Source organism: Rubrivirga sp. (assembly GCF_965213695.1).
Classification (GTDB): Bacteria; Bacteroidota; Rhodothermia; order Rhodothermales; family Rubricoccaceae; genus Rubrivirga.
In genome coordinates this window covers 2,597,501-2,623,440 of record NZ_OZ243912.1, presented here as the reverse complement: position 1 = coordinate 2,623,440, position 25,940 = coordinate 2,597,501, and the positions used below count along the sequence as shown (strand labels likewise).

Sequence of the window (25,940 nt, the reverse complement as noted above, 5' to 3'; positions counted from 1 at the left end):
AGTTCCGGGCAACTCGCGGCTCCGTCGCTTGCGGTGCGTCCCGGCGACGGCCACCTTCCCCGTCCCCCGTCCCCCGTCCCCCGTCCCCCGTCCCCCGTCCCCCGTCCCCCGTCCCCCGTCCCCCGTCCCCCGTCCCCCGCTACCCCAGATACCGCTCGCGGACGATGCCGAGGTGATGCCGCTCGTGGCCGGCGACGATCCACCCCGCCGCCCGTGCGCTCAACGGGTGGCCGCTGGCGACGCCGACGCGGAGGAGGGCGTCGGCCGGGAGCGACGCGAACAGGTCGACGGTCGAGGCCCGGAGCCGGTCGAGCTCGTCGGCGAGGGCCGCGAGCGGGCGGTCCGGGGCCGCCTCGGCGTACGGCTCCTGGTCGAAGCCGGGCAGCGGCGTCCGGTCGCCGCGGGCGATGCGGAGGGCGCGCGTCGCGAAGACCCACTCGGTGTCGATCACGTGCTGGACGACGCCCGCCAGCGTCCACTTGTCCGGCGCGTAGCGCGTGCCGGCGAGCGACGGGTCGAGCCCGCGCACGAGGGCCGCCAGGCCGGGACGGCGGAGCGCGTCGGCGAGGTCGGTCTCGGTCGTGGCGGCGACGTAGCCCGCGTAGAAGTCGGCGTACTCGTCGGGCCCGGGGCGGCCGGTCACGACACGCGGACGCGCGAGAGCCAGTCGGGCGCGACCGTCTCCTCGACGACGGCCGTCAGGCCGCCCGAGCGGTACGTCTCGAGCAGCGCCCGGACCTCGGCCCGCGTTTCGTCCAGCATGTTCTGGACCAGCTCCGCCGAGAACCCGCGCTCGCCCATCTCGATCGTCATCTCCATGGTCACGATCCGGCTGATGGCCTTGCCCAGGTCGACCAACTTGCGCTGGGGCATCGACCAGTCGACATCGAACGCGAGCGACTCGCCGAACATCGTCGCCGCCCGCGCCGTGAGCGGCTCCGTCCGGAGGTAGGCGCCGAGGTCGACTTGCTTGAGCCGGCGCATCGCCTTGACGACGGACTCGGTGACCTGCTGGTACAGGATGTCGTTGGAGCCCTCGAAGATCTGGTACGGGCGGCTGTCGACGAGCGCGCGGCCGGCGCGGTGGTCCTCGCGGTAGCCCTGGGCGCCCGAGAGCTGGAGGAACGACTGGGCCGCCTCCTGCATCCAGTCCGTCACGACCGTCTTGAAGGCGTTTGCCTTGAGCCCGTCGCCGAACAGGTCCCGGTCGACGCCGGCCGTGCCGGCCGTCTCCATGCACATGGCGGCCGTCCCGGTCACGAACGACTGCAACCGTGCCAGCCGGGCCCGGACCTGGTCGTAGTCGAGGAGCGCCTGGCCCCCCACGAACCGCTCGCGCGCGTGCGTCAGGGCGTCGTCGAAGACGCGCCGGAGGTAGCCCATGCCCATCCCGGGGATCTGGAGCCGGCTCCGGTGCAGCGTGTCGAGCATCATCTTGACGCCGGTCGAGGTCGGCTCCAGGCGGGACGAGCAGGGCACCTCGACATCGACCCGGTTCCGGCCGTAGGGGATCATCTTGAGCCCGAGGTTCGGGTACAGCTCCTCGACGTCGACGTGCTGGCCGGGCGCGTTCGCGTCGGCGATAAAGAAGTCGACGTCGCGGCGCAGGCCGCCCGACGACGTGAGCGGGCGGGCCGTCAGGAGCCAGTAGTCGGCCCAGCCGGTCAGGCCGGCCCAGTGCTTGGTCCCCTCGATCCGGATCGTGCCGGTGTCGGTCTCGCGCCAGCCGGTCTCCATCGAGAGGGCTTCCGAGCCGTAGTCGGGCTCGGTGATCATGAGCCCGGCCAACTTCCGGTCGCGGATGTACGACGGGAGCACGCGCTGCTTGGCCTCCTCGGTCGCGTACTTCGCCACGGGCTGCAAGAAGAGGCCCCCGTTGATCCCGACGATCAGGCTCAGCGGGAGCGAGTGGTAGCTCGTCTCCTCCAGCATCGTCAGGCCGTGGCCGATGGGCCCGCCGCGCCCGCCGTAGGCCTCGGGCACGAAGACCGAGAGCGGGTCGACGTCGCGGAACCGCTGGATCACGAACGGCGGCACCCCGCGCTCGGGGCCCGCCGCGTCGACGTCGTGGCGCGTGCCGAACAGGTGGCCGAGCCGGTCCCGGTACGCGGCAACGAAATCGGCGAACGACTCCTTGGCCCGTTGGACGGCGACCGGAGGCGAGGGCGTGGGCAGAGTGGGCACGGCGAAGGCGCTCATGGAGCCGGGTTCAAGGGAGGGAATAACTTACGAACCGTATGGGGAGGTCCCCGGGGGGAGATCCCTTCTTGTCACAGCGTCGCCCTCGTCCTCCGTGCCCCCGCCCATGACGGACCTCGACGCGCGCCGGTGGGGCCTCGGGCCGACCGTCGCCGCCCGCCTCCTCCACGCCTCGGACGCCGACGGCCCCGTGCTCACGCCCGACGAGCGCGACCGGATGGCCGGCTTCGGCCACGCCGACCGCCGGCGCCAGTTCGCGCTCGGGCGGACGGCGGCCCGCACGCTCGTCGGCGCGCGGCTCGGGGTGGCCCCCGACGCCGTCCCCCTCGCCGTCGCTGCGGACGGGGCCCCGGACGTCCCCGGCCTCCGCGTGTCCATCGCCCACACGGGCCACGGCCCCGACGTCGCCGCGCTGGCGGCCGTCGCCAGTGGCCCCGTCGGCGCCGACCTCGAACGGGTCGCGCCGCGCCGGCCCGATCTGTGGACACGCATCGTGCGCCCCGACGAGCGCCCGCTCTTGGACGCGCTCGGTGGCCCGACCGACGACGCCCAGACGTTGCTGTGGACGCTCAAGGAGGCCGTCCTCAAAGGCCAGCGGACCGGCTTCCGCGCCGGCGGCCGGTCCGTTCGCCTCCGACTCGACGCCGACGGGGCCCCGCCCGACCGCGGCTTGGCGACGGTGACGGCCGACACGTCCGGCGCGTGGACGGTCGCCTACGGCCGGGCCGGCGACCTGTGGCTGGCCGTCGCGTGGGCCAATCCATCGGACGATTGATACCACGTCCGGTTGTCTGTCGCTGATCGGGACTGGAGGGAGTGGGGAGCCCGTGTGGGCGTGGAACGCGGTCTTCTCCCACACCCCCAACCCCATACACTCCACCCGGACTTGGTATGAGGAATCGACTCATCGGGCGATTGACGACCGGACCGTCGCCTGATCGTCCGTCACCCCATCGACGATCGCCCAGTCCTAAAAGCAGACGCGGTAGTCGCCCGAGCGGTACCCGCTCAGGAAGGCGTCGACGCGCTGGCGGCTCGACCCGTGCGTGAACGACTCGGGCCGGACGGCCTGGCCGGCGCCCCGCTGGATCGCGTCGTCGCCGACGGCGGCGGCGGCCGAGATGCCCGACTCGATGTCGGCCTCGTTCAGGACGATCCGGCCGTCCTCGCCCTGGGCGTGGTGGGCCCAGATGCCGGCCAGGCAGTCGGCCTGGAGCTCGGTCCGGACCGACATCGCGTTCGACCGCGACCGCGACAGCAGGTCCTCGAGGTTTTGGACGTGGTGGGCCACCTCGTGCGCGATCACGTAGGCGACGGCGAACTCGCCGCGGGCCCCCATCCGCTGGAGCTGGTTGAAGAACGAGAGGTCGAGGTAGACCGTCTGGTCGTTGGGGCAGTAGAACGGGCCCATCGCGGCCTGGCCGGTCCCGCACGACGTCTGGGTCATGCCCGTGTACAGGACGAGGTTGGGCTCGCGGTACGCCTCGCCGGTCTCGCGGTAGAGCTCGCCCCAGACCTCCTCGGTCTCGACCAGCACGGCGTCGACGAGCCGGGCGCCCTCGTCTTGGGGGTCCACGGGCTGCTCGTTCGCCGGCGGCGCCGACGACACGCCACCGCCGCCGCCCAGGAGCGGGCGCAGGTCGAGCCCGAAGAACGCGCCGACCAGCAGCAGCACCAGCCCGCCGAGCCCCAGCCCGACCTTGCCGCCGCCCCGGCTGCCGCGGCGGTCGATGAGGTTGCCGGACGAACGGCCAGGGCGGATCAGCATGGAGACGGGGGAGAGGGGACCCGGCCAACGCGGCGGCGCCTCAGCCGGATCCGGCGACCGCCCGGGCCCGCTCTACCAGCCCGTACGCCGCGACCCCGAAGGCGACCGACACGTTGAGCGACGCCTTCACCCCGTACTGTGGCAGGCCGATCACGAGGTCGGCCGCCGCGAGCACGTCGGGCGGGACGCCGTGGACCTCGTTGCCGAGGACGAGCGCGAGCGGGAACGCGCCGGCCGGCACGTCACTCGGGGCGATGGCGTCGGGCGTCCGTTCGAGCGCGGCGACGGTGTAGCCCTCGGCCCGCAGCTCCGCCAGAGCCGTCCAGACGTCCTCGACGTGGCGCCAGGGCACGGCGTCCTGGGCCCCGAGCGCCGTCTTGGCCACGCCCCGGTGCTCGGGCGTCGCCGTGAACCCGGCCAGGACGACGCCCGCCAGCCCCGCCGAGTCGGCCGTGCGGAAGATCGAGCCGACGTTGTACGCCGAGCGGAGGTCGTGGGCGACGACGACAAGCGGATGGGGCGGCACGTGACCGAGGCGAGGGCGGAGGCGGCTGACGGGCGCGGGACCCGGTGCCGGGTCGCGCGTACACCCAATCTCGCCACGCCTCCCGCCATGCCCCGTCTCGCGCCCCTGTCCGTCGTCGTCCTCGGCGCCCTGCTCGCCGTCCCCGGCTGCACCACGCTCCAGCAGATCGCCGCCCTCCAAGAGGTCGACTTCGAGCTCGACCGCCTGTCGAATGGGTTGGTGGCCGGCGTCGACCTGGACCGGCTGCGCGACGGGGGCTCGCTCGGCGCAGCCGACCTGGCGCGCTTGGGTACGGCGGCGGCGCGCGGCGAGGTGCCGCTCAGCTTCGTCCTGCACGTCGGTGCGGAGAACCCGGCGGACAACCCGGTCGCGGCCCAGCTCGTCTCGCTCGACTGGACCCTGTTCCTCGACGACACCGAGACCATCTCGGGCGTCTACAACGACGAGCGCCAGATCCCGCCCGGCGGCGCCGTCGACCTGCCCATCGCGATGGAGCTGGACCTCGCCCGCTTTTTCGGCAGCAACGTCCGCGACCTCGCCACGCTCGTCGGCAACCTGGCCGGCGTGAGCAGCCAGCGCCAGACGATCCGGCTCGACGCGCGGCCGTCGATCAACACGCAGTTCGGGCCGATCCAGTACCCCGGGACCATTTCGATCGAGTTCCCCGTCGGCGGCTGAGGCCGTCCCCTGACTCCTGGAGACCATGCGCGTGGTTCTCGTCCTGTCTCTGGCGGCCCTCGTCGCGGCGTGCGAGATGGACTCGTCGCCCGATCCCACGGGCGATCCGGCGGAGGCGCGGACTGCCGAGGCGCCCGTCGCCGAGGTCCCGCCGATGGACCCCGGACCCCCCGTGGCGCCCGACCGCGCGCCGGCCGGCCTGGTGGTCCCCGTGACCTACCGAGGCGTGTGGGACGCGAGCGCCGAGGCCTGCGCCGCCTCCACCAGCCCGACCCGCTGGACGATCCGCGACCTCCAGGTCAGCGGGCTCCCCGGCGTCGCCGAGGTGATGACGGTGGCCGAGACCGGCCGCCGGGTGACGCTCGAAACCCTGTTCTTCGCCGAGGGCTCGGTCGATGGGGAGCCCGCGCCCGAGCCGATCACGCTCGCCTTGGGGCCCGGCGGGGACGCGCTCTCCGTCACCGTCTTCGGGCAGACCGACGCCAAGGTCCGCTGCTCCGACGTCCCCTGAGGCACGGCGGCCCGCCAGCACGCGCGGACGGGCCGTCCTTGCGCCGAGACACCGCCTCCGTCGCCGTGCGAGCGGGCGTCCGCGTTACGCGGCCTTCGCCGCGCCGACGGCCTCGATGATGGCGTCGTTGAAGGCCGGCAGGTCGTCCGGGTTGCGGCTCGTGATGAGCGTGAACGGGCCGGCGTCGTCGACCACGACCGACTCGTCGACGACGTCGGCGCCGGCGTTTTTGAGGTCGGTCCGGATCGACTTGTAGGAGGTCAGGCGGCGGCCCTCGGCCAGGCCGGTCTCGGCCAGGAGCCACGGGGCGTGGCAGACGGCGGCGATGGGCGTGCCGGCGGCGGCGAACGCCTTGACGAACGCGAGCGCGTCGCCGTCGATGCGGAGCTTGTCCGGGTTGATCTGGCCCCCGGGCAGCACCAGCGCGTCGTAGGCCGAGGCGTCGGCGTCGGCGAGCGTCTTGTCGACGGCCACCGAGTCGCCCCAGTCGTCCTGGTCCCAGCCCTTGATCTCGCCCGACTCCGGCGAGACGACGTGGACCGTCGCGCCGGCCTCTTCGAGGGCGGACTTGGGCTTCACCAGCTCGGACTGCTCGAAGCCGTCGGTGGCGAGGATGGCGATGGAGACGCCGGACAAAGAGGTGGCCATGGGATCGGGGGATGTGGAGGGGCGTCTCACCGACGACGGGCCCCGCGGTTCGGCGGTCGCCCGGAGTTCAGGGGCCGCCGGAGGCCGCGGTCACCGGCCGACGCGCCGGATCTGCTCGGACAACCGAGCGACGGGGACGCCGAGCCAGCGGACGGTCGCCAGGTTGAGCGCGAGGTCGCCACCGGGCTGGAGGGTCAGCTCCTGGCGCATCGACAGGCCCCCGCCCATCCCGTAGCGGATCGAGAGGCGGTCGCCGTCGGCCCACGCCTCGACGGGCCCGTCGGCGTCGGTCAGCGTCCCGGCGTAGCGGCCGGGCCCGTCCGGCGCCAACTCCCACGTCCGCTCGGTCGTCGGGCCGCCGCCCCGCCGGATCGTCTGGCGGAGGCTGAGCCCGCCGTCCGGCCGCCGCGTCCCGACGCTCTCGACGCGGACGAGCACGGGCGACCGGGCCCGAACCGAGAGCGTGCCCAGGCCTTCCGTCGGGCCCTCGAAGAACGCGATCGGGTCGAACGTCGGCGTCGGGCGGGACTCCACGCGGGGGAGCGCTGGCAAGCATCCGCCGACCATCACGGCGAGGGCGGCCACGGCGCCGGCCGTGCGAGCGAGGCTAGAGCGGGAGGACGCCAGCGGCGAGGGCAGCGAGGGCGAGGATGGCAACGAGTCGGATGGGGCGGAAGTGGGTCGACATGGCTGCGTACGGCGTGGTGGACTGGGGGGACGCAGGGATGTGAGCTCCATGTACGTCGCTCGACATCGTAGGGCTCCCGGGCGTGCCCTGAGGCGGGTAGTTTGGGGGAGTCCCCCAACGGCCCCATGCCCCTCGACCTCCTGCTCTCCGGCGGCACCGTCCTCGACGCCCGGACCGGCACCTCCGGCCGCGCCGACGTCCTGATCCGCGACGGCGAGATCGCCGGGGTCGGCGACGGTCTCGACGTGCCCGATGGCGTCCGCGTCTACGACGCGAGTGGGAAGACGATCTCGCAGGGCTGGATGGACATGCACGTCCACTTCCGCGAGCCCGGCCAGGAGCACAAGGAGACCATCGAGACGGGCGCCCGCGCGGCGGCGTTCGGCGGGTTCACGGCCGTCGCGTGCATGCCCAACACCGACCCGCCGCTGGCGACGCGCGACGTGGTCGAGTTCGTTCGGAAGCGGGCCGAGGGGCTGGCCGTCGACGTCCACCCCATCGGGACGGTCTCCAAGCGCCGCGAGGGCGAGGAGCTGGCCGAGATGGCCGACATGGTCGCCGGTGGCGCCGTCGCGTTCTCCGACGACGGCTCGCCGGTCCAGCACGGCGGCCTGATGCGCCGGGCGCTGGAGTACGCCCGGACGCTCGACAAGCCGATCCTGGGCCACGAGGAGGACCTCACGCTCAACCCGCACGGCCACATGAACGAGGGCGCCGTCGCGACGCGGTTGGGGCTCCCCGGCATCCCCGGGCTGGCGGAGGAGGCCATGATCGCCCGCGACGTGCTGCTGGCCGGCTACACCGGCGGCCGGTTCCACGTCTGCCACATCTCGACGGCGGAGGCCGTCGACATCGTCCGCCGGGCCAAGGCGCGGGGCGTGCCCGTCACCGCCGAGGCGTGCCCCCACCACTGGGCGCTCACCGACGCGGCCGTCGAGACGTCCGGCTACGACACGCACACCAAGATGCACCCGCCGCTCCGCACGGCCGCCGACGTCCAGGCCATCAAGGACGGGCTGGCGGACGGGACCATCGACGCCATCGCGACCGACCACGCGCCGCACGCGGGCTACGAGAAGGAGGTCGAGTTTATCGAGGCCCCGTTCGGCATCCTCGGCCTCGAAACCTGCTGGGGCTTGACCGTCCGCGACCTCGTCCGCACGGGCGTGCTGACGCTGGCGGACGCCGTCCGCAAGCTGGCCGTCGCCCCGCGCGAGATCCTCGGCCTCGACGTCCCGACGTTTGACCCAGGCGCGCCCGCCAACCTGACCGTCTTCGACGACTCGACCGAGTGGACGTTCGAGGAACGTCACATCCGGTCGAAGTCCCACAACACGCCGTTCGTCGGGGCCCCGATGGTGGGGCGGGCGTGGGCCATCGTCAACAACGGGCAGGTTGTGGAGGCCGAGGCGTGAGCGCGGACGGTCTCCCACGTGAGGAGGTGGCCCGTCGGCTCGACGCTGTTGAGGCCGAGGAGGATGTCCGCGTCGTGTACGCGGTGGAGTCCGGCAGTCGAGCCTGGGGGTTCGCCTCGACCGACAGCGACTTCGACGTCCGGTTTTTGTACCTCCACCGCCCCGCGTGGTACCTCGCCATCGACCGCCGTCGCGACGTGATCGAGCGCCCGATCCTGGACGAGATCGACCTCGCGGGGTGGGACCTGCCGAAAGCGCTCGGGCTCTTCCTCAAGTCGAACCCGCCGCTCTACGAGTGGCTCCGCTCACCCCTCGTGTACCGCGAGGTCACACCCATCGCGGCCGGCCTGCGCACGATGGCGCCGGACTTCTACGATCCCCGGGCTGGGTTTCACCACTACCTCCACATGGCCGAGGGCAACTTCCGAGCGGAGCTGGTACGCGAGCGGATCCGGCACAAGAAGTACTTCTACGTGCTCCGGCCGATCCTCTCCTGTCGCTGGATCGACGCCGACGCAACGACCCCGCCGATGGAGCTAGAGCCGCTCGTCCAGCGATTCCTGCCCGATGGACCGGTACGCGCCGAGGTCGACCGCCTGCTCGCGCAGAAACGCGAGGGGACGGAGGCCGACGCGGGCCCGCCTCTGCCCGCGCTGCACACTTACCTCCGGGCCCAACTGGACGACCTGGCGACTCGGGCCGAGCAGCAGCCCAAGCCCAGGCGCTCCGTCGAGCCGCTCAACGCCTTCCTTGTGCAGGCGTTGCGAGAGGTCTGGCCCGAAGACCCGCTTTGGCAAGTGCCCTGACAGCTACGGGGCCACATCGACGAGTCGGAGGTCGAACGTGAGCACCTGCCCAGCGACGTCAGCGGCTACGCTCCCAGCGTCTCGGACCTCCGCTTTTTCGAGGGCAAGCTCCTGGACCTCTACGCCGAGGCGCTGGCGACGCTTGCGGACGCTGGGTTTGCCGTGCCCGACAGCCTGCTCGCCGAGTGACGCGCGTTACCGGGCGACGTCAACGAGCCGGAGGTCGAACGTGAGCGCCTGGCCCGCGAGCGGGTGGTTCGCGTCGAGCGTGACGGCGTCGTCGGACACGTCGACCACGACCGCCTCAGCGGAGCCGCCGCCGTCGAGACCGAGGCGGACGCCCTGGCCGACGTCGGGCGCCGTGTCACCGGGGAAGGCGTCGAGCGGGACGCTCAGCACCAGGTCGTCGCGGCGCTCGCCGTAGGCGGCTTGGGCGTCGAGCCGGACCGTCTTCTCTTGGCCGACGGCCATCCCCGTCACGGCGTCGTCGAACCCGGCGACGACCTCGCCGGCGCCGAGGCGGAACGAGAGCGGGTCGCGCCCTTCGGACGAGTCGAACGGGGTGCCGTCGTCGAGACGGCCGGCGTAGTGGACGGAGACGACGTCGCCAGGCTTCGCGGTCATGGACCGGGGGGAAAGATGAGGTGTCGGTGCAAGGCGAGCGCGTCCTCCCCGGCGTGTCGTCCTGAGCCTGCGGAGGCACGCCCTGAGCGAAGCCGAAGGGATCTCAGCGCGATCCACGAGCCTCCCCTGCCGTCTCCTACGACTCGGCCACCGCGTCGAGATCCTTCACATCCGTTGGCTGCGCCGTCGCTGCGCGGTCAGGATGACGAGGCGGAGTCTGCGGAGCGATGGGCTCGGTAGCACGCGCTCGTCCAGGGGATGGACGAGCGCGGCCGTTGGTTCCAGCTTCGACGAGAGTGCGCGGGCACGAACCTTGCCCCGTGGCACGTAGCTTCGACTCCTCCACCCGTCTCGCCGCGTGCGCCTCGCGCTGGTCCTGCTCGCCGTCCTCGTGGCGGCCCCCGCCTCGGCCCAAGCCGTGGTCCTCGACGGCCGGCGCTGCGCGACGCCGGAGCCGACCGTCGCCCAAGCGCTGGCGACGGCGCGGCTGGTCCGGTCGTACGCCGTCGGACCACTCGACGCCCGCCTCGCCGAGCCGGTGACGGTGCCCGTCGCGGTCCACGTGATCCGGTCCGGCCCGGGGGTGGCCGAGGGCAACATCCCCGACGCCTGGGTCGAGGCCCAGATCGACACGCTCAACGCGGCGTTCGGCCCGCTCGGGCTCCGGTTCGCTCTGTCGCTCATCGACCGGGTGGACAACGCGAGCTGGTACGACGACTTGGCGCTGGGCACGCCGCAGGAGCGCGAGATGAAGGCGGCGCTCGCGCTCGACCCGTCGCGCGTGCTCAACCTGTACACGGCGTCGCTGGGGCTCGACTACCTCGGCTGGGCCACGTTGCCCGAGGAGACCGGCGAGGCCGACACGTACCAGGGCGTCGTGCTGCTGGACCAGGCGTTGCCGGGCGGGAACGCCGTGCCGTACCACCTCGGCCACACCGCGACACACGAGGTGGGCCACTGGGCCGGGCTGTACCACACGTTCTCGGGCGGATGCTCGGCCCCGAACGACGGCGTCGAGGACACGCCCCAGCAGCGGCGGAGCACCTCGCGCTGCCCGTCGCCGGCGCCCGACTCGTGCCCGGCCGACCCCGGCCTCGACCCGGTCCACAACTACATGGACTACTCGGACGACGCCTGCATGACCGAGTTCACGGTCGGCCAGGCGGCGCGGGCTCAGGCCATGCTGGGCACGTTCCGGCCGACGATTCTGGCCGGCGGCTACGCGCTCGCGACGACGCCGCGCGGAGGGCTCGACGAGCTGTTCGTCGGCGTCGAGGCGACGGTCCCGGTCTGGGTGACCAACGCGACCGGCGGCCCGCTGACGGTCGAGCGGCTGACGGCGTCCGGAGCCGAGGTGCGCCTCGCCGCGCCGGCCACGGTGGCGCCCGGCGAGGTCGCCCGGCTGGCGGTGGCCGTCCGCCCGACGCGGGCCGGGGCTGTGACGCTCCGCGTGGCGACCGACACCGGCGTCTCGCCGGACCTGCTCGCGCTCCAAGGGACGGCCGTCGTCCCGCCGACGGCCGCGCTGGGCCCGGCGGCGCTGGCGGCGCGCGTGATCGAGGGCGGCACGGCCGAGCGGACCGTCACGCTCGCCAACACGGGCGGGGGCACCCTCGCGTTCGACCTCACGTCGCGGCCGAGCTGGATCGAGGCGGTCTCGCCCGCCAGCGGCACGGTCCCGGCCGGCGGGTCGGTGACGATCACCGTCACGTTCGCGTCGGGCACGTTGCCGCCCGGTGAGGTGGCCGGGCCCCTCGTGATCGCGACGAACGATCCGCTCCGCGGCGACGTGTCGGTCGGCCTCGACCTCGACGTCCTGCTCCGGCCGACGGCGCTCGGCGTCGGCGCGATCTACCCGAACCCGGGCCGGCGCGCCGTCACGGTCCCGCTCCGCCTCCCCGACGACCTCGACGTGTGGGCCGACGTGGTCGACCTCCGGGGCCGCGTCGTCGCCGTCCTGGCCGACGCGACGCCGCTGCCGGTCGGCTACCCCGAGCTCCGGTGGGACGCCTCAGCGGCGGCGCCCGGCGTCTACCTCGTCCGCGTGCGGACGGCGGCGGAGGCCGCGCTCGGCCGGGTCGTCATCGTGCGCTGAGCGGGAGGCGAGGCGCTCGGGTCCGTCTTCAGCACTGCCGCCGTTCTCTAACCGAAGTTGTGCCTCCGGTCCTCGCGTTCGTCGGGACCGAGGACGGGGAACGGGAGACCGCCTGAGGCTCGTCAGGGAAGCCGGTCCCCGGTCCTCCGTCTCCGGTCCCACCGCCTCTTCCGGTTCAGACACAACTCGGGTTCTCTACCCCTGGCCGACGTCGCGTGGGAGCATCGCGAGCCGTCGCGAGAGGAGGGCGATCTGGACGACGAGCGCCGCCAGCAGGGAGAAGAACGTGACCACGATTCTGCCCAAGTCGCTGTAGCGGAGCATCGAGAGGGCGTCCTCGGCCAGCAGCCCCCCGGCGAGCGCGGTCGGGACCAGCAGGGCGAGCGCGACGACGGTCCGCGTCCGGGTGGCCCGAGCGATCAGGAACCCCACCGCCACGACGTTGGCGACGGCGAGGCCGGGGATCCCGATCCAGGCGGCGATCGCGCCGGAAAAGTCCGACGCCCGGGCGGGACCGGCGGCCAGCACGCCGAGGGCGACCAGGAGCGGGAGGCGCGCGCGTGCCATCACTCCACCGGATCGCGGACCGGTCATCATGCCGAGATGGGGGCGCCTTGCGCGCGGAGCGACCGCACGAGGAACGCGATGGCGCCGAACGCCAGCGCCAGCGTGACGACGCCCTTCAGCGTCTCGCCCAGCACCGTCCACCCGACGCCGAACAGGGCCGCGTAGACGGCCGCACAGCCCAGCAGCCACTGGAGCACGAGCCGGCCCATCCCCGCGTCGACCACCACGTCCGGGTTGTCGGCCGCGACGGGGCGCCAGCCGGGGCCGCCGGGGCGGATCTTTCGGAAGAAGGCGTCCAAGACCGGCCCGGGCGTCGGCCGGGTGACGAACGTCGCGATCAGCCAGCAGGCCGTCGTGATCCCGGCGATGCCGAACAGGTTGGTCGGGAACGCCGACGTCAGGAACGGGACGTCGACGCCGACGAGCTGGAGGGCGACCAGGAGCAGCGGGACGACCGTCGCCACCAGCTCGCTCCAGGCGTTGACGCGCCACCAGTACCACCGGAGGATGAGGACCAGCCCGATCCCGGCCGACGCGCTCAGCAAGAGCCCCCACGCGCCCGAGACCGAATCGAGCCGGGTGGCTACCAGGAACCCGCCGATGGCGAGCGCGAACGTCAGCACGCGCGAGACGAGGACGTAGTGACGCTCGTCGCGGTCCGTGACGGCGAACCGCCGGTAGAGGTCGTTGACGAGGTAGCTCGTGCCCCAGTTGAGCTGGGTCGAGATCGTCGACATGAACGCGGCCAGGAACGCGGCGAACAGCAGCCCGAGCAGGCCCGACGGGAGCGCGTCGCGCATGACCATCACGTAGCCCTCGCCGGGGTTCTCCAAGCCGGGGTACAGGACGAGCGCCGCCAGCCCGACCAGGATCCACGGCCACGGCCGCAGGCAGTAGTGGGCGATGGCGAACCACAACACCGACAGCACGGAGTCGGTCTCGGACCGGGTCGCCAGCATCCGCTGGGCCACGTAGCCGCCGCCGCCGGGCTCGGCGCCGGGGTACCAGCTGGCCCACCACTGGACGCCGAGGTAGGCCGCGAACGAGACGCCGCTGAGCGCCAGCGTCGCCGCGCCCTCGACCGGGTTGCCCAGGACCGGCGTAAAGCGGAAGGCGTCGGCGGGGAGCGCCGCGCGGAGCCCGGCGACGCCGCCCACCTCGGGGAGGTCGAGCGCGAACCACGCCAGCGCGACCGACCCGCCCATGGCCAGTACGAACTGAAAGGCGTCGGTCACCGCGATCCCGATCAGCCCGGAGAGCAGCGAGTACACGCCGACCAGCAGCATCAGCCCGCCGACGGCCAGCGTGGGCGCGTCGAGCCCGGCGACCTCGGCCTGGCCGAACACGGTCATCCCGGGAAACAGCACGCGGAAGACGGTCGACATCGCCAAGACCACCCAGCCGATCACGATGGCATTCGCGAACAGGCCGAAGTAGACCGCCTTAACGCCTCGCAGCCAGGCGGCCGGCGGCCCGGCGTAGCGCATCTCGACGAACTCGACGTCGGTCAAAACGCCGCTCCGCTGCCACAGCCGGGCGAAGAAGAACACGGTCAGCATCCCCCCGAGCGCGGCATACCACCACAACCAGTTGCCGGCCACGCCCGACTGGGCCACCAGCTCGGCCACGGCGAGCGGCGTGTCGGCGGCGAACGTCGTCGCCACCATGCTCGTCCCGGCCAGCCACCACGGCATCGACCGGCCGCCGGCGAAGAACTCGTCGGTGGACCGGGAGGCGCGGCGGGCGAACCGGGCCGCCAGCCCCAGCGTCACGCCCAGGACGACGACGACGATGACCCAGTCGAGCGGGCTCATAGCGAGGTGGGGGAACGCCCGAAGCTAGCACCCGAGGGGTTCAGGGTTCGATGTTGGCTGCGCCTTCGCTACGCGGTCAGGGTTCGGCTCAGGGTGACCGCACGCGAGCCCCAGACCCCCCGCTTTCCGGCCGGTCGCTGGGCGGGCATCCGCCCGCCTGCTCCCAGGCTCGGAAAGCTGTCCCCCTGATCCAGGGGGACAGTCTGGCTGATCCAGGGGGACAGTCTGGGCGCCCGTTGAGCGAAGCGATGGGCGCTCGGACGGGGGGTTCGGCTCCGGGTGAGTCCGAGGCGGCATCGAATGCGAAGGGGTCTCGTGGCCCCGTGGCTCTCGGCCGTCAAGGCCGACGCGGGGTCGTCCCGGCCGAACCCCGAACCCCTCAGTCCCGCCAGACGAAGTCGAACAGGAGGAACGACGCCGAGGTGAGCAGGCCGGCGTACGACGCCATCAGCACCAGGTCGTCGCGGGCGGCGGCCCACGCGCCGGCCGACGTGCCCGACGCCAGCTCGGTCAGCGCGACGGCCGGGATCAGGATCGGGACGAGCACGGGGAACGCCAGGACGGGCAACAGAGGCCCCGCGGCTCGCGCTCGCGCCACGAGGGCCGACAGCAGCGTCGTCGCCGCGGCGATGCCGACGGCGCCCAGCCCGAGCGCGGCGAGCCACACGCCGGGCGCCCCGAGCGGGACCGGCACCAGGACCCGGAACCCGAGCGCCGCCAGCGCCACGACCGCCGTCATCAGCGCTGCGTTGAACACCAGCTTGCCGGCGAACACCTGGCTCGGGCGGAGGTGGAGCTGGAGCAGCAGCGACGTCCCCCGCTCCTCCTCGGCCACGAACGCCCGCCCCAGCCCGACCGCCGCCGCGAACACGACGACGATCCACAAGAGCGCCGCCGCGATCGGCACCGTCGGCACGCCCTTGCCGAGCGCGATGCGGACGAGCACCAGCGAGGCGGCCACGAACAGGCCGAGCCCGCTCAGGGCCACGCGCGTGCGGAGTTCGAGGCGGGCGTCGTTGGCGACGACGGCCCAGGCGCCGGTCAGCCAGGTCATGTGTGACGGGAGGTCGGTGGACCGGTAGGTCCGCGCGTCGGGAGGTCGGTGGGTCCGGGCAGACGGGGCTGCACGCTACCGATGGACCCACCGGCTCGCCGAGCGACCGAGACGCTTGGTGCGAGGTAGGCAAAGCGTCTCCGACCAGCGCATCCTTCAAAACAGCCGTCATTCCCGCGCACGCGGGAATCCATACGGTCCCGCGGTCGATTGCCGCGTGGCATGGATTCCCGCGTGCGCGGGAATGACGACATGGATGAGGGAACGTTGACGTTGAGCGTCCTGGGGCGCGTTCGACCACCCACGCCAAGCGTTGAGCTACAGGTCATGGGGAACGGGAGGGAGGCCGTCAGGATAGCACGGCCCACGCCTCCCCTTTGCCCGTGCCTGCCCCCTTCCGCGACCGCCTCGTGGCCACCATCCTCGGTTCCGCCGTCGGCGACGCTTTGGGGATGCCCGTCGAGGGGCTCAGCCACCAAAACGTGCGGACCTACTACAAGGGCGTCAAGGAGATGCGGGCCGACGAGAAGCGCGGCGACCTCGACGCCGGCCAGTGGACGGCCGACACCCAGCGCGCCCGAGCCCTCGCGCGAGCCCTGGCGACCGGCGCGCCCGACAGCCCCGAGGAAGTCCGCGCCGCGTTCGTCGCCGAGATGGACGGCGTCGCTTTGCGCCGGGGCGACGTGGCCTCGCCGTCGAGCGCGGGCGCCGCGAGTGCCGCGCCGCTCGGGGTCCAGGCCCGGCTGCGGGGGCTCAAGGACCTAGCGAGCGCGCGGTGGGCCGGCCTGCTGCTCCAGTCCGTCGACCCCCACCCCGTCGCGCATGTGGCCGCCGCCGCCCAGGTGGCCGCGCTGCGGACGTGCTTGGGCAAGGACCCCGACGCGCTCGCGGGCCCCGAGATCGTCGCCGCTGCGCGGTCGGCCGCGCTCGACGGCGAGAAGCTGCTCGGCACCGACGGCCGCGTCTCGTCGCGGCTCGGCCGCGTCGTTGGCCGCCTGGACGACTATCCGCTCGACCTCCAGGACCTCTGTGCCGGCACCGGCTCCGCCGCCGACGAGGCGTTCCCGTTCGCCGTCGCGATGGTGGCCCGGTCGCCGGCCTTGGTCGAGTCGACGCTGCTGGCGGCCGTCAACGTGGGCGGTGACGCCTCGGCCGTGGGCGCGTGCGTGGGCGCGATGCTCGGCGCGCTCCACGGGCTCGGCGCGTTCCCCGACGCCTGGCTCGACGCGCTCGACGACGCCGACGCGATCCGCGCCGAGGCCGGGGCCCTGGTCGACGCGCTCGGCGGGTAGGACGCCCAAGGTGGGCCCCGTCTCCGGTCCTCCGTCCCCGGTCTCGTCTCGCGCTACCGACGCTCGGCGTCGCGGTGGGCCTCCGGGTGGCCGCCCGGCGGGACGCCCCCCTCGAAGCCGTCAGCGTCCTCCCAGCCGGACGGCGGCAGGTCGCCCAGGTCGCCGAAGTCGCCGACCATCCCGATCTCGGTGCTCAGCCGGTACCCCTGCTCGCGCTCGACGGTCTCCTGGACGTAGCCGATCAGGTGGCGGACGTCCCGAGCCGTCGCGCTCCGGCCCTCGCCGTCGCCCACGTTGATTAGGATGTTGGCGTGGCGCTCGGTCACCATCGCCCCGCCGATCCGGGCGCCCTTGAGGCCGCACCAGTCCGCCAGCCGGCCGGCGCCGACGCCGTCGATCTTCTTGAAGATGGACCCGGCCGAGGGCTGGGTGTCGAGCGGCGGGTGCCGCGCGCCGCGCCACTCCAGGTTGGCCTCGACGATCTCGCGCAGCCGGGCGGGGTCGGCCGGGTCGAGTTGGAACGTGGCGCTCAGGACCAGGTCGTCGGTGACGTGCAGCGTCGAGTAGTCGTAGCCGAAGTCGAACCAGTCGTGGTCCACCGTTCGGCGCCGGCCGTCGGCGCCCAGCAGCTCGGCCGACTCGACGACCTCCTCGATGAACATCGTCCGCTCGCGGTCGGGCGGGGGCGAGAGGAAGTGCAGGTTCTGCCACAGCGCCCCGCCGACGGTCGACGGGATGCCGGCATAGTGCTCGAGCCCGCTGAGCCCGGCGTCGAGCGTGGCCTCGATCAGGTCGGGCCAGACGACGGCCCCGCTCTCGGCCGTGACGCGGCCCGTCTCGGTGTCGATGGTGACGTGAGCCGCCCGGTTGCGGATCACGACGCCCCGGAACCCGCCGTCGCCGACCAGGATGTTGGCGCCGAGCCCGAGCACGAAAAACGGGACCTCGGCCCCGCGTGCGGCTTCGACGGCCGCCGCCAGCTCGTCGGCCGAGTGGGCCTCGAAGAAGACGTCGGCCGGGCCGCCGATGCGGAACGTGGTGAACGGGCCGAGGGCGACGCCGGTGCGGACCCGGTCGCCGTCGAGGCCGCGCAGGCGGTCGGCGAGGGCGTCGGCGAAGGCCGTCTCGCGGCGGGCGCGCTCGGGCGCGGCGAGGGGGCCGTCGGGGGCAGGCGAGACGATCGGCACGGGCGGAGCGGGGGGAGACGTCAGAGGATACCGAGGCGCGAGCGCGAGGCTCCGGCCGGTCCGGCGTACTCTCCGGCGGTTCACGCCGCCGCCATGCCCGCCGAGCCCACGTTCTACGAGCGCGTCTACGCCGTCGTCGCCCGGATCCCGCCGGGCCGTGTGACGACGTACGGGGCGATTGCGCGAGCACTGGGCGCGCCGCGCGCGTCGCGCGGGGTCGGGTGGGCGCTCAAGGCGGCCGTCGGCGCCGACCCGCTCGCGCTCCCGTGCCACCGGGTCGTCGACCGGGAGGGCCGGCTCTCGGGCCGCCGCCACTTCGCCACGCCGACGGCGATGGCCGAGCGGCTCCGGGCCGAGGGCGTCGCGTTCGCCGAGGCCGACCGCGTGGACCTTTCGGCCCACCTCTGGGACCCTTCGGGGGCCGGGGGGACCGTTCAGGCGGGCCCATAAACCGTCCAGTCCGTCCTAGTGGGCGCTGACCGAGACGTCCCGTCTCTCGCCTGGAATCGGGCGTAACATGGGGCTCACGGTCGCTGGGTCTCCGCCGCGGAGCCCTCCGGGCCCTCGCCAGAGGGCTCGTCGCCGGCCGGCCCGTCACTCCGCTCGTCTCCGGTCCCGTCTGTCCATGGCCCTTGCGCCGTCCCGCAGGTCGTTCCTCGCCCCGTTCCTCGCGCTCGCCCTGCCCGCTGCGGGATGCGCGTCGATGAGCGGCGGTGAGTCCGGCGTGTTCCGGGCGGAGCTGGGCCGCGCGCCAACGGCCCAGACGCTGGGAGGGATCTCGATCGAGGTCCTCCGGCTGTACGGCTACGAGATCGAGCTGGCCGACGCCGACCTGGTCCAGACCGGCTGGCGGTACCTTCCGTACGGCGTCCGCGACCGGATCGCCGTCACGATCCGCCCCCGGGGGAACGACATCTACAACGGGTCGCTCCGGGTCGTGGTCGAGGAGCAGGACGACGGCGGGACCTGGCGCGCCGCCGACCCCTCGGCCGAGCTGACCGACCAGTACGCCGATCTCCGCCGCGAGACGCGCCGGCGCCTCCAGCGGTTCATGACGCAGAACTAGACGGGAGGCGCCCTGCCTCCTGCCTCCGCCGCCGTCGGCGGCACCTGTTAGACACACACACACCACCATGAGAAGGCTCTCTCCTTCGCGTCCGATCCTGGGCGCCCTCCTCACGCTGCTCCTGTCGGGAGCCGCCTTTGCCCAGACGGCGACCGTGCGAGGCACGATCACCGACCAGAACGGCGACCCGCTCCCGGGCGCCTCCGTCCGGATCGTCGACAACGCGACGGTCGGGGCCTCGACGGACGTCGACGGCGTCTACGAGATCACGGCGGTCCCGCTCGGACAGCAGACGCTGGTGGCGACGTTCGTCGGGTTCGTCGAGGAACAGCGGGAGGTGACCCTCTCGGCGGGCCAGACGCTCACGGTCGACTTCGAGCTCCGGTCCGGCATCGAGATCGAGGGCATCACGGTCGACGCGCTCGGGTTCGCCCAGAACCAGGACCAGCTCGGGACCTCCCAGTCGAGCGTGGCCGGCGACGCGCTCCAGCGCTCGGGCGAGACGTCGGTGCTCCGCGCGCTCTCGGCCAAGGCGCCCGGCCTCAACGTGACGGCCTCGGGCGGTGACCCGGGCTCGGCCACGCGGATCGTGATCCGGGGCCAGAACTCGATCCAGAACGACAACCAGCCGCTCATCGTGGTCGACGGCGTCCCCGTCTTCAACTCGACGACGGGCGGCGGCGGCGTCGAGGGCGTCCAGGCGTCGAGCCGGCTCAACGACCTCAACCCCGAGGACATCCAGTCGGTCGAGGTGCTCCGGAGCGCGTCGGCGGCGGCGCTGTGGGGCTCGCGCGCCCAGGCCGGCGTCATCGTGATTACGACGAAGAAGGGCCAGGCGGCCCGGCCCAACCGCCCGTCGGTCTCGTACTCGAGCCGTCTCTCGATCGACGAGCTCAACCGGGCCCCCGACCTCCAGACGGCGTTCGGCCAAGGCAACAACGGCGTCTACATCTTCAACGACAGACCTGGGGGTCCCAGGCATTTCGGGCGTTCGTGGGGCGACCGGATCGCCGACCGGCCCGGCGGCGCGGACGAGTTCGACACGTCTGGCGCGTTCGCCCGGGGCCAGATCACGGGACAGCGGTACTTCCCGATCGCGAGTGGCACGCTGGACAACCCGAACGGCGGTCGCAACTCCCAGGAGATCTTTAGCGTCTACGACGACCTGTTCCAGAACGGGGTCTACACGGACAACAACCTGACGGTCTCGGGCAGCGACGCCAACGGCCAGTACTTCCTCAGTGGGGGATACCTGAGCCAGGACGGGATCATCCGGGAGAACTCGAACCTGGAGCGGGCCTCGCTCCGTCTCAACGCCGAGCGCAACCTGTCGTCGAAGCTCAACGTGGCCGGCCAGGCCGCTTACATCCGCTCGACGAGCGACCGGATCCAGCAGGGCTCGAACTTGTCGGGGATCTTCCTCGGTGGGCTCCGCCAGTCGGTCGACTTCGACGCGACGGACTACCTCGTCGACTACTTCCCGAACGGGGAGGACGGCGTGGCGCTCCTGGGCCGCCAGCGCGGCTACCGCGACCCGCTCGGCGCGAGCGCGTCGGGCCCTACCTATGACAACCCGCTGTTCTCGATCAACCGGAACATCAACAAGTCGCAGATCAACCGCTTCCAGGGCCAGGTCTCGTCGAACTACGACGTCCTCGACTGGGTCACGCTGACGGCCCGGCTCGGCTCGGACTACTTCACCGACCGCCGGTTCATCTTCTACCCCCAGTTCTCTGGCGAGCAGTCCGGCGGCCAGCAGCAGGAGCAGGAGGTGGTCCAGTTCCAGGTCAGCGGTGACCTCCTGGCGCGGGCCAACCGGGACCTCACCGACGACATCTCGACGTCGCTCCTGCTGGGGCTCAACCTGAACCACCGCGAGAGCGACTTCATCTCGGCGACGCTCACCGGGTTCACGCTCCCGATCTTCCCGCTCGGCGTCGACGCGCCGTACCGGAACCTCGGCAACGGGGCCAACGAGAACGTGACCGCCGGGACCAGCCAGTCGGTCCGCCGGACGGTCGGGTACTTCGGCGAGGCTGGGTTCGACCTCTACGACCAGGTGTTCCTCAACCTGACCGGCCGGTTCGACCAGGCCTCGACGTTCGGGCCCGAGTCGGACGACCTCTTCTTCTACCCGTCGGCCTCGCTGGCGTGGCAGTTCACGGAGACGCTCGGTGGCAACGCCGGCCCGCTCTCGTTCGGCAAGATCCGCGCGAGCTACGGCGAGGTCGGCTCGGAGCCCGACCCGTACCTCTCGGAGACGTACTTCGTCCCGGCCAGCACGGGCGACGGGTTCACCTCGTTCGGGCTCGACGCCGCGCTCTACGGCGGCGGGTTCGCGCGGAGCGCCCGCCAGGGCTCGGCGGTCCTCGACCCGGAGCGGAAGACGGAGTTCGAGGTCGGGACCGACCTCCGGTTCTTCGGCGACCGGCTCTCGGCCAGCGCCGTGTACTACAACAACTCGACGCAGAACGCGCTCCTGAACGTGGACGTCGCGCCGAGCCTGGGCTTCACGGTCCGGACGTCGAACGCGGCCACGATCGAGAACGAGGGCATCGAGTTGAGCCTGGACGCGGCCTGGCCGCGCGTCGGCGACTTTAGCTGGAACACCTACGCCTCGTGGTGGACCAACGACAACATCGTCACCGACTTGGCCGGGGCCGAGGAGGTCAGCCTGGCCGGGTTCGTCGATCCGTCGTCGAGCCTGGTCGTGAACCAGCCGTTCGCGTCGCTGTTCGGGACGCGGTGGCGCCGCGCGGCGGCCGGCTGCACCGAGGACTCGTTCCTCGAGAACTGCGAGCCGCTGACCGACGACGAGGTGGCCGACGGGTTCTCCATCGCCTCGGGCGACAACCGCGTGCTCGACGAGAACGGGTTCCCGATCCCGGCGCAGTCCCAGGGCCTGATCGGTGACCCGAACCCGGACTGGCGCGCCTCGATCGGCAACACGCTCCAGTTCAAGGACCTCTCGCTCAACGTGCTCTTCGACGCCTCCATCGGCGGCCAGGTGTACAACGGGACGCGCGCCGCCTTGTCGTTCTTCGGCCGGGCCGGCTACCAGGACTGGTACTCGACGATCTCGGCCGCCGAGGCCACCTCGCTCGTGGACTACCGCGGGTGCACGGTCGCCGACGCCGCCAGCCGGGCGCCTGGGTGCGGCGAGGGGACGGCCGTCCAGAACGCGGACGGCACCTACTCCTTCCGCGGGACGATCGACGACTTCGGCTCCGGCCCGGTCATCGTGAACGAGTACTACTACCGGGTCGGCCCGGGCTCGAACTTCACGGGCCCGAGCGAGCCCTGGGTCGAGGACGGCTCGTTCGTCCGGCTCCGCGAGGTCACGCTGAGCTACAACCTCCGCAACGCGGCCATCCAGCGGCTCGGGCTCAGCTCGATCAACCTCGCCGCGACCGGCCGCAACCTCTGGATCGGGACCGACTACCAGGGGATCGACCCGGAGACGAACCTGACCGGCCCGGGCAACGGGCAGGGCCTCGACTACTTCAACAACCCGTCGTCGCGGTCCTACCAGTTCTCGATCCGCTTCACCTACTAGGCGGGACCCGCCGGGGGCGGCCGCGCTGCCCCCGGCGGACCCGGTAGGTTCCCCATACCGACACACACCCATGACACGATTCACACGCGCCGCCGTCTGCGCGGCCCTCGCCTTCGGGGCGACCGGGCTGGCGGGCTGCGACTTTACCGACGGCAACGACGTCAACCCGAACGGGGCGACGACGGCCACGGCGGACCTCCTGCTCAACGCGGCCGAGGTCGGCCAAATCCAGGTCCAGGAAGGCAACTTCGCCCGGACGGCCGGCATCTTCGCCGGCTACTTTACCGGCTCCGACCGCCAGTACGCGGCGCTCGAAGAGGGCCGGCAGAACAGCGACGACTACTCGAACGACTGGGGCACGGCCTACGCCGCCGCCCTCGACGACGCCAACCTCGCCGTCCAGGCCTACGACGAGGGCAACAACCGCATCGGCTCCGGCGTGGCCAAGATCCACCGCGAGTTGACCTTCGGGACGCTCGCCGACCTCTTCGGCGACATCCCGTACTCGCAGGCGCTCAACTCCGAGGAGTTCGAGGACCCGCAGTTCGACGCCCAGGCCGACGTCTACAACGGCGTCATCGGCACCCTCAACGCGGCCATCGCCGACATCAACTCGGGCGTCGGCGTGATCGGGACCGACGCCGACCTGTTCTTCGGAACGACAAACGGCTCGGAGTACGTCCCGGTAGCCAACACGCTCATCGCGCGGTACCACCTGGCGTTGGGCAACTACGGCGAGGCGGCGGCGGCGGCCCGCAACGGGATCAGCGACCCCAGCGGCGACCTCGTTGCTCCGCACGGGTCGTCGGCCGGTAACCTCAACCAGTACTGGGAGTTCGGCGTGTTCGACCGGGGCGGCTACCTCACGGCCAACGGGGCCAGCGCCGTCCAGCTCTTGGTCGACCGCGACAGCGCGAGCACGGACGGCCGGACCGACGAGTCCGGGCGCCTGAGCTACTTCTACAACGCGCCCTCGGTGGCCGGTGCCGACCTCAACTTCGGCGGGTCCGGCGCGTTCGGGATCAGCCAGTCGTTCCCGATCGTGACCTACGTCGAGAACCAGCTGATCCTGGCCGAGGCGCTCCTCCTCACCGGCGACGAGGACGGCGCCCTCGAAGCGCTCAACGAGGTCCGCGAGTACAACGAGGACCGATACGGCGACGGCGACGACAACCTGGAGTACGAGACGTTCGAGTCCGACGACTTCGCCGACGGCAACGCGCTGCTCCGCGAGATCCTGACCGAGAAGTACCTCTCGACCATCGGCCAGATCGTCGGGTTCACCGACCTCCGCCGGACGGACAACTTTATCGGGATCCAGGGCAAGGACAACGGGCGCGTGCCCCAGCGCTTCATCTACGCCCGGGTCGAGCTCAACTCGAACGAGAACGCGCCGAGCCCGATTCCCGGCCCGCTCGACGAGCTCCCGGTGTTCGCGTCGTACAGCTACAACGGCGTCTAGACCTCGGCCTCGCCCGTGAGGCACGTAAGGGGGACCCGGTTTCGGCCGGGTCCCCCTCGTCGTATTCTTCCCCCACCTGAGCGATGGGTCCGATGGGCGAGCACGCAGTCCGCAGGAAGAGCTGGAGAGCGGTCGGGGTGTGCCTGCTCGCAGTGGCGGCGGTGGGCGGATGCCGGTCGGCCGGGCCGCCGGCGGTGGTGGGCCCCGGCGCCGCGTGGACGAGCGAGAGGCCGGACAGCGCCGACGTCCAGGCGGCGTTCGTGGACTGCCGCGAGCCCGTCGAGCCGGAGGCCGCGGCGGCGTTCGTGTACCTCGCGTTCTCGCTCGACGACGCCGAGGTCCAGCGCGCCGGGACCCGGTGCGCCGAGGCCCTCGTGTCCGGGCGGACGGCGGCGCGCGGGGCGTCGCGCGCCGAGCGCCAGGTCCGCCGGGCGGTCGCCGTGCTCGTCGACGGCGCCGACGGCCCGCCCGAGTCGGGCCGGGCCGTGCTCGACGCGGTCGGTCGGCTGGACCCGGCCCCGGCGACGCCCGAGAACGAGCGGCTGACGGAGCACCTGACGCGGCTGGCGGTCGCCCACCGCCTCTACGCCCTCGACGACGCGCCGCTCGGGCTCGACCCGAGGGGCGAGGTCTACCTCCGGCTGGGGCCGCCCGACGGGCACCGGACGATCGACTTCTACTCGGCCAAGCTGCTGGCGCGGCTCCGCGACCTCCAGGCCTCGGTGTACAACGGGTTCACGGTCTCCCCGAGCGAGTTCGCCGACAACGAGCTGTGGTACTACGCGGCCGACGAGCCGTTCTCGTTCCTGTTCGTCGACGACGGCTCCGGCTACCGGATCGGCCAGGTGATCGACCTGATTCCCGGACGGTTTCGGACCGGGATCGACGGGGCCACGGGGCGCGGCGGTGCCAAGGCCGACGTCCTGCTCGAGGTCCTGCGCACGGTGTTCCGGCAGATCGGCCCGTTCGCTCCGGAGTACGGCGAGCAGTTCACGACCGTCGACGCCTTCCTGAGCGAGATGGAGGGGCTCCGCATCCGGGCCAGCGTCCAGGCCTCGGCCGAGCCGGGCCGGCGGCAGCCGTCGACGCGGTCGGACTTCACGGCGCTCCACGCGGCGAACGCGGACCAGAGCATGGGCGCGGTCCAGAGCCCGGCCGCCGTCGCGCGGCTGGCGATGATGGAGGCGGTCCGGATCGAGCAGGTCCTCACGCTCCGCCGCGACCGGGCCGCTCCGACGACGCGCTCCCAGGCGTTCCGGCCCCCGCTCCCGCTCGACGCCCGAGTCGCACGGTTCCTCGGGCCGCTGGGGCAGACGCAGGTGCTGGCTTACTGGCCGGAGCCGGCCGGCCGCGAGCCCGAGCGGGCCCGGACCGTCGTCATGGGCCCGGACCGCGCGGTCGTCGCCGACGTGTTCCTGGGCGAGGGCGCGCGCCGGCTCGCGTGGGAGGGCGGCAGCGGAGGGCTCGGCCTGGCCGTCCAGGTCGAGCGCGGCGGCGGCACGCACGTCGGCTACCTCGACCCGGTCACGCCGCTCCTCTACGGCGTCGACCTCGAGATGAGCGACCTGGTCCCGTTCCTCGTCGACGACGTGATGGACGCCGGGGCGAGCCTGCGCGAGGGGCTCGGCCGCGACCGCGTGGACCCGTTCCCGGGCGGCTCGCTCGACGGCCTCCGCGGGGTCGGCCTGTACGCCGAGGTCTACCTCCCGGTGGGCGGGGCCGAGGTGTTCGTGACCTACTCGGTCCGGACGCGCCGCGCGGGCGGCCTCTTCCGCCGGTCGGACGTGAGCGAGTCGACGCAGCAGTTTTACCGGGAGAGCGCGAGCCGCGTGCTCCCGGTCGCGTTCCTCATCGACCAGGCCGCGTGGGACGGCGCCGACGACGTCCGGCTGGGGATCGAGGTGGAGCTGCTCGAGACCGGGGAGACCATCGAGCGGACCCTCGACTTCCGCGTCGAGTGACCGGGGCCTGGCGCTCTCGACCT

At 72.6% G+C, this 25,940-nt stretch carries 23 protein-coding genes; 12 read left to right on the top strand and 11 right to left on the bottom strand.

Annotation, left to right across the window (positions count from 1 at the left end; all coding sequences use genetic code 11):
* Window positions 1-139 precede the first annotated feature (139 nt).
* Together ACOOHE_RS11620 and ACOOHE_RS11615 are read right to left on the bottom strand one after the other, a co-directional pair.
* Window positions 140-643, bottom strand: coding sequence for a DinB family protein (locus tag ACOOHE_RS11620; RefSeq protein WP_420454248.1), 504 nt, complete (start codon window positions 641-643; stop codon window positions 140-142).
* Window positions 640-2,184 carry an acyl-CoA dehydrogenase family protein gene (locus ACOOHE_RS11615; protein ID WP_420454247.1) on the bottom strand — a complete coding sequence of 515 codons (1,545 nt, stop codon included), beginning with the start codon at window positions 2,182-2,184 and terminating at the stop codon, window positions 640-642. The genes ACOOHE_RS11620 and ACOOHE_RS11615 overlap by 4 nt, the downstream gene beginning before the upstream one ends.
* A gap of 109 nt (window positions 2,185-2,293) precedes the next feature.
* On the opposite strand from ACOOHE_RS11615, the gene ACOOHE_RS11610 reads away from it, so the two are divergent.
* The gene (locus tag ACOOHE_RS11610; RefSeq protein ID WP_420454246.1) at window positions 2,294-2,974 is read left to right on the top strand and encodes a 4'-phosphopantetheinyl transferase family protein; all 681 of its coding nucleotides are present in this window, start codon (window positions 2,294-2,296) and stop codon (window positions 2,972-2,974) included.
* Window positions 2,975-3,169: 195 nt separating this feature from the next.
* On the opposite strand, the gene ACOOHE_RS11605 is transcribed toward ACOOHE_RS11610, so the two are convergent.
* Window positions 3,170-3,967, bottom strand: a complete 798-nt coding sequence (locus ACOOHE_RS11605) for a neutral zinc metallopeptidase (RefSeq protein ID WP_420454245.1) — start codon at window positions 3,965-3,967, stop codon at window positions 3,170-3,172.
* A gap of 40 nt (window positions 3,968-4,007) precedes the next feature.
* A complete protein-coding gene (locus ACOOHE_RS11600; RefSeq protein ID WP_420454244.1) occupies window positions 4,008-4,493 on the bottom strand; it encodes a TrmH family RNA methyltransferase in 486 nt (161 codons plus the stop codon).
* 87 nt (window positions 4,494-4,580) lie between these two features.
* On the opposite strand from ACOOHE_RS11600, the gene ACOOHE_RS11595 reads away from it, so the two are divergent.
* Window positions 4,581-5,171, top strand: a complete 591-nt coding sequence (locus ACOOHE_RS11595; RefSeq protein WP_420454243.1) for a hypothetical protein — start codon at window positions 4,581-4,583, stop codon at window positions 5,169-5,171.
* 25 nt (window positions 5,172-5,196) lie between these two features.
* A complete protein-coding gene (locus ACOOHE_RS11590; RefSeq protein WP_420454242.1) occupies window positions 5,197-5,682 on the top strand; it encodes a hypothetical protein in 486 nt (161 codons plus the stop codon).
* A gap of 84 nt (window positions 5,683-5,766) precedes the next feature.
* On the opposite strand, the gene ACOOHE_RS11585 is transcribed toward ACOOHE_RS11590, so the two are convergent.
* Complete coding sequence (locus ACOOHE_RS11585) at window positions 5,767-6,330, bottom strand: type 1 glutamine amidotransferase domain-containing protein (RefSeq protein ID WP_420454241.1); 564 nt, start codon at window positions 6,328-6,330, stop codon at window positions 5,767-5,769.
* 90 nt (window positions 6,331-6,420) lie between these two features.
* Window positions 6,421-6,915: a DUF3833 family protein gene (locus ACOOHE_RS11580; protein WP_420454240.1), complete on the bottom strand. Its 495-nt coding sequence runs from the start codon at window positions 6,913-6,915 to the stop codon at window positions 6,421-6,423.
* A 228-nt stretch (window positions 6,916-7,143) separates the two neighbouring features.
* On the opposite strand from ACOOHE_RS11580, the gene ACOOHE_RS11575 reads away from it, so the two are divergent.
* Window positions 7,144-8,433, top strand: a complete 1,290-nt coding sequence (locus ACOOHE_RS11575) for a dihydroorotase (protein ID WP_420454239.1) — start codon at window positions 7,144-7,146, stop codon at window positions 8,431-8,433.
* Window positions 8,434-8,459: 26 nt separating this feature from the next.
* Complete coding sequence (locus ACOOHE_RS11570; RefSeq protein WP_420454238.1) at window positions 8,460-9,239, top strand: nucleotidyltransferase domain-containing protein; 780 nt, start codon at window positions 8,460-8,462, stop codon at window positions 9,237-9,239.
* 195 nt (window positions 9,240-9,434) lie between these two features.
* Here ACOOHE_RS11570 and ACOOHE_RS11565 read toward each other — a convergent pair whose 3' ends face one another.
* The gene (locus tag ACOOHE_RS11565; RefSeq protein WP_420454237.1) at window positions 9,435-9,863 is read right to left on the bottom strand and encodes an FKBP-type peptidyl-prolyl cis-trans isomerase; all 429 of its coding nucleotides are present in this window, start codon (window positions 9,861-9,863) and stop codon (window positions 9,435-9,437) included.
* A gap of 358 nt (window positions 9,864-10,221) precedes the next feature.
* Between ACOOHE_RS11565 and ACOOHE_RS11560 the strand changes: the two genes are divergently transcribed.
* Complete coding sequence (locus ACOOHE_RS11560; protein ID WP_420454236.1) at window positions 10,222-11,958, top strand: M43 family zinc metalloprotease; 1,737 nt, start codon at window positions 10,222-10,224, stop codon at window positions 11,956-11,958.
* Between the two features lie 195 nt (window positions 11,959-12,153).
* Here the strand turns inward: ACOOHE_RS11560 and ACOOHE_RS11555 are convergent, their stop codons facing one another.
* The 3 genes from ACOOHE_RS11555 to ACOOHE_RS11545 all read right to left on the bottom strand — a co-directional run bounded on the left by ACOOHE_RS11555 (window position 12,154) and on the right by ACOOHE_RS11545 (window position 15,393).
* Complete coding sequence (locus ACOOHE_RS11555) at window positions 12,154-12,525, bottom strand: hypothetical protein (RefSeq protein ID WP_420454235.1); 372 nt, start codon at window positions 12,523-12,525, stop codon at window positions 12,154-12,156.
* Window positions 12,526-12,551: 26 nt separating this feature from the next.
* Complete coding sequence (locus tag ACOOHE_RS11550; protein ID WP_420454234.1) at window positions 12,552-14,339, bottom strand: sodium:solute symporter family protein; 1,788 nt, start codon at window positions 14,337-14,339, stop codon at window positions 12,552-12,554.
* A 379-nt stretch (window positions 14,340-14,718) separates the two neighbouring features.
* On the bottom strand, window positions 14,719-15,393 hold the full coding sequence (locus ACOOHE_RS11545) for a heme exporter protein CcmB (RefSeq protein WP_420454233.1): 675 nt from the start codon (window positions 15,391-15,393) through the stop codon (window positions 14,719-14,721).
* Between the two features lie 383 nt (window positions 15,394-15,776).
* On the opposite strand from ACOOHE_RS11545, the gene ACOOHE_RS11540 reads away from it, so the two are divergent.
* Window positions 15,777-16,685: an ADP-ribosylglycohydrolase family protein gene (locus ACOOHE_RS11540; RefSeq protein WP_420454232.1), complete on the top strand. Its 909-nt coding sequence runs from the start codon at window positions 15,777-15,779 to the stop codon at window positions 16,683-16,685.
* A 53-nt stretch (window positions 16,686-16,738) separates the two neighbouring features.
* Here the strand turns inward: ACOOHE_RS11540 and murB are convergent, their stop codons facing one another.
* On the bottom strand, window positions 16,739-17,872 hold the full coding sequence (gene murB / locus ACOOHE_RS11535) for a UDP-N-acetylmuramate dehydrogenase (protein WP_420454231.1): 1,134 nt from the start codon (window positions 17,870-17,872) through the stop codon (window positions 16,739-16,741).
* 93 nt (window positions 17,873-17,965) lie between these two features.
* Between murB and ACOOHE_RS11530 the strand changes: the two genes are divergently transcribed.
* The 5 genes from ACOOHE_RS11530 to ACOOHE_RS11510 all read left to right on the top strand — a co-directional run bounded on the left by ACOOHE_RS11530 (window position 17,966) and on the right by ACOOHE_RS11510 (window position 25,917).
* Window positions 17,966-18,322: an MGMT family protein gene (locus ACOOHE_RS11530; protein WP_420454230.1), complete on the top strand. Its 357-nt coding sequence runs from the start codon at window positions 17,966-17,968 to the stop codon at window positions 18,320-18,322.
* Between the two features lie 175 nt (window positions 18,323-18,497).
* Complete coding sequence (locus ACOOHE_RS11525; RefSeq protein ID WP_420454229.1) at window positions 18,498-18,938, top strand: hypothetical protein; 441 nt, start codon at window positions 18,498-18,500, stop codon at window positions 18,936-18,938.
* Between the two features lie 67 nt (window positions 18,939-19,005).
* Complete coding sequence (locus tag ACOOHE_RS11520) at window positions 19,006-22,494, top strand: SusC/RagA family TonB-linked outer membrane protein (protein ID WP_420454228.1); 3,489 nt, start codon at window positions 19,006-19,008, stop codon at window positions 22,492-22,494.
* Between the two features lie 70 nt (window positions 22,495-22,564).
* Window positions 22,565-23,956, top strand: a complete 1,392-nt coding sequence (locus ACOOHE_RS11515) for a SusD/RagB family nutrient-binding outer membrane lipoprotein (RefSeq protein WP_420454227.1) — start codon at window positions 22,565-22,567, stop codon at window positions 23,954-23,956.
* A 137-nt stretch (window positions 23,957-24,093) separates the two neighbouring features.
* Complete coding sequence (locus ACOOHE_RS11510) at window positions 24,094-25,917, top strand: hypothetical protein (RefSeq protein ID WP_420454226.1); 1,824 nt, start codon at window positions 24,094-24,096, stop codon at window positions 25,915-25,917.
* Window positions 25,918-25,940: the final 23 nt, after the last annotated feature.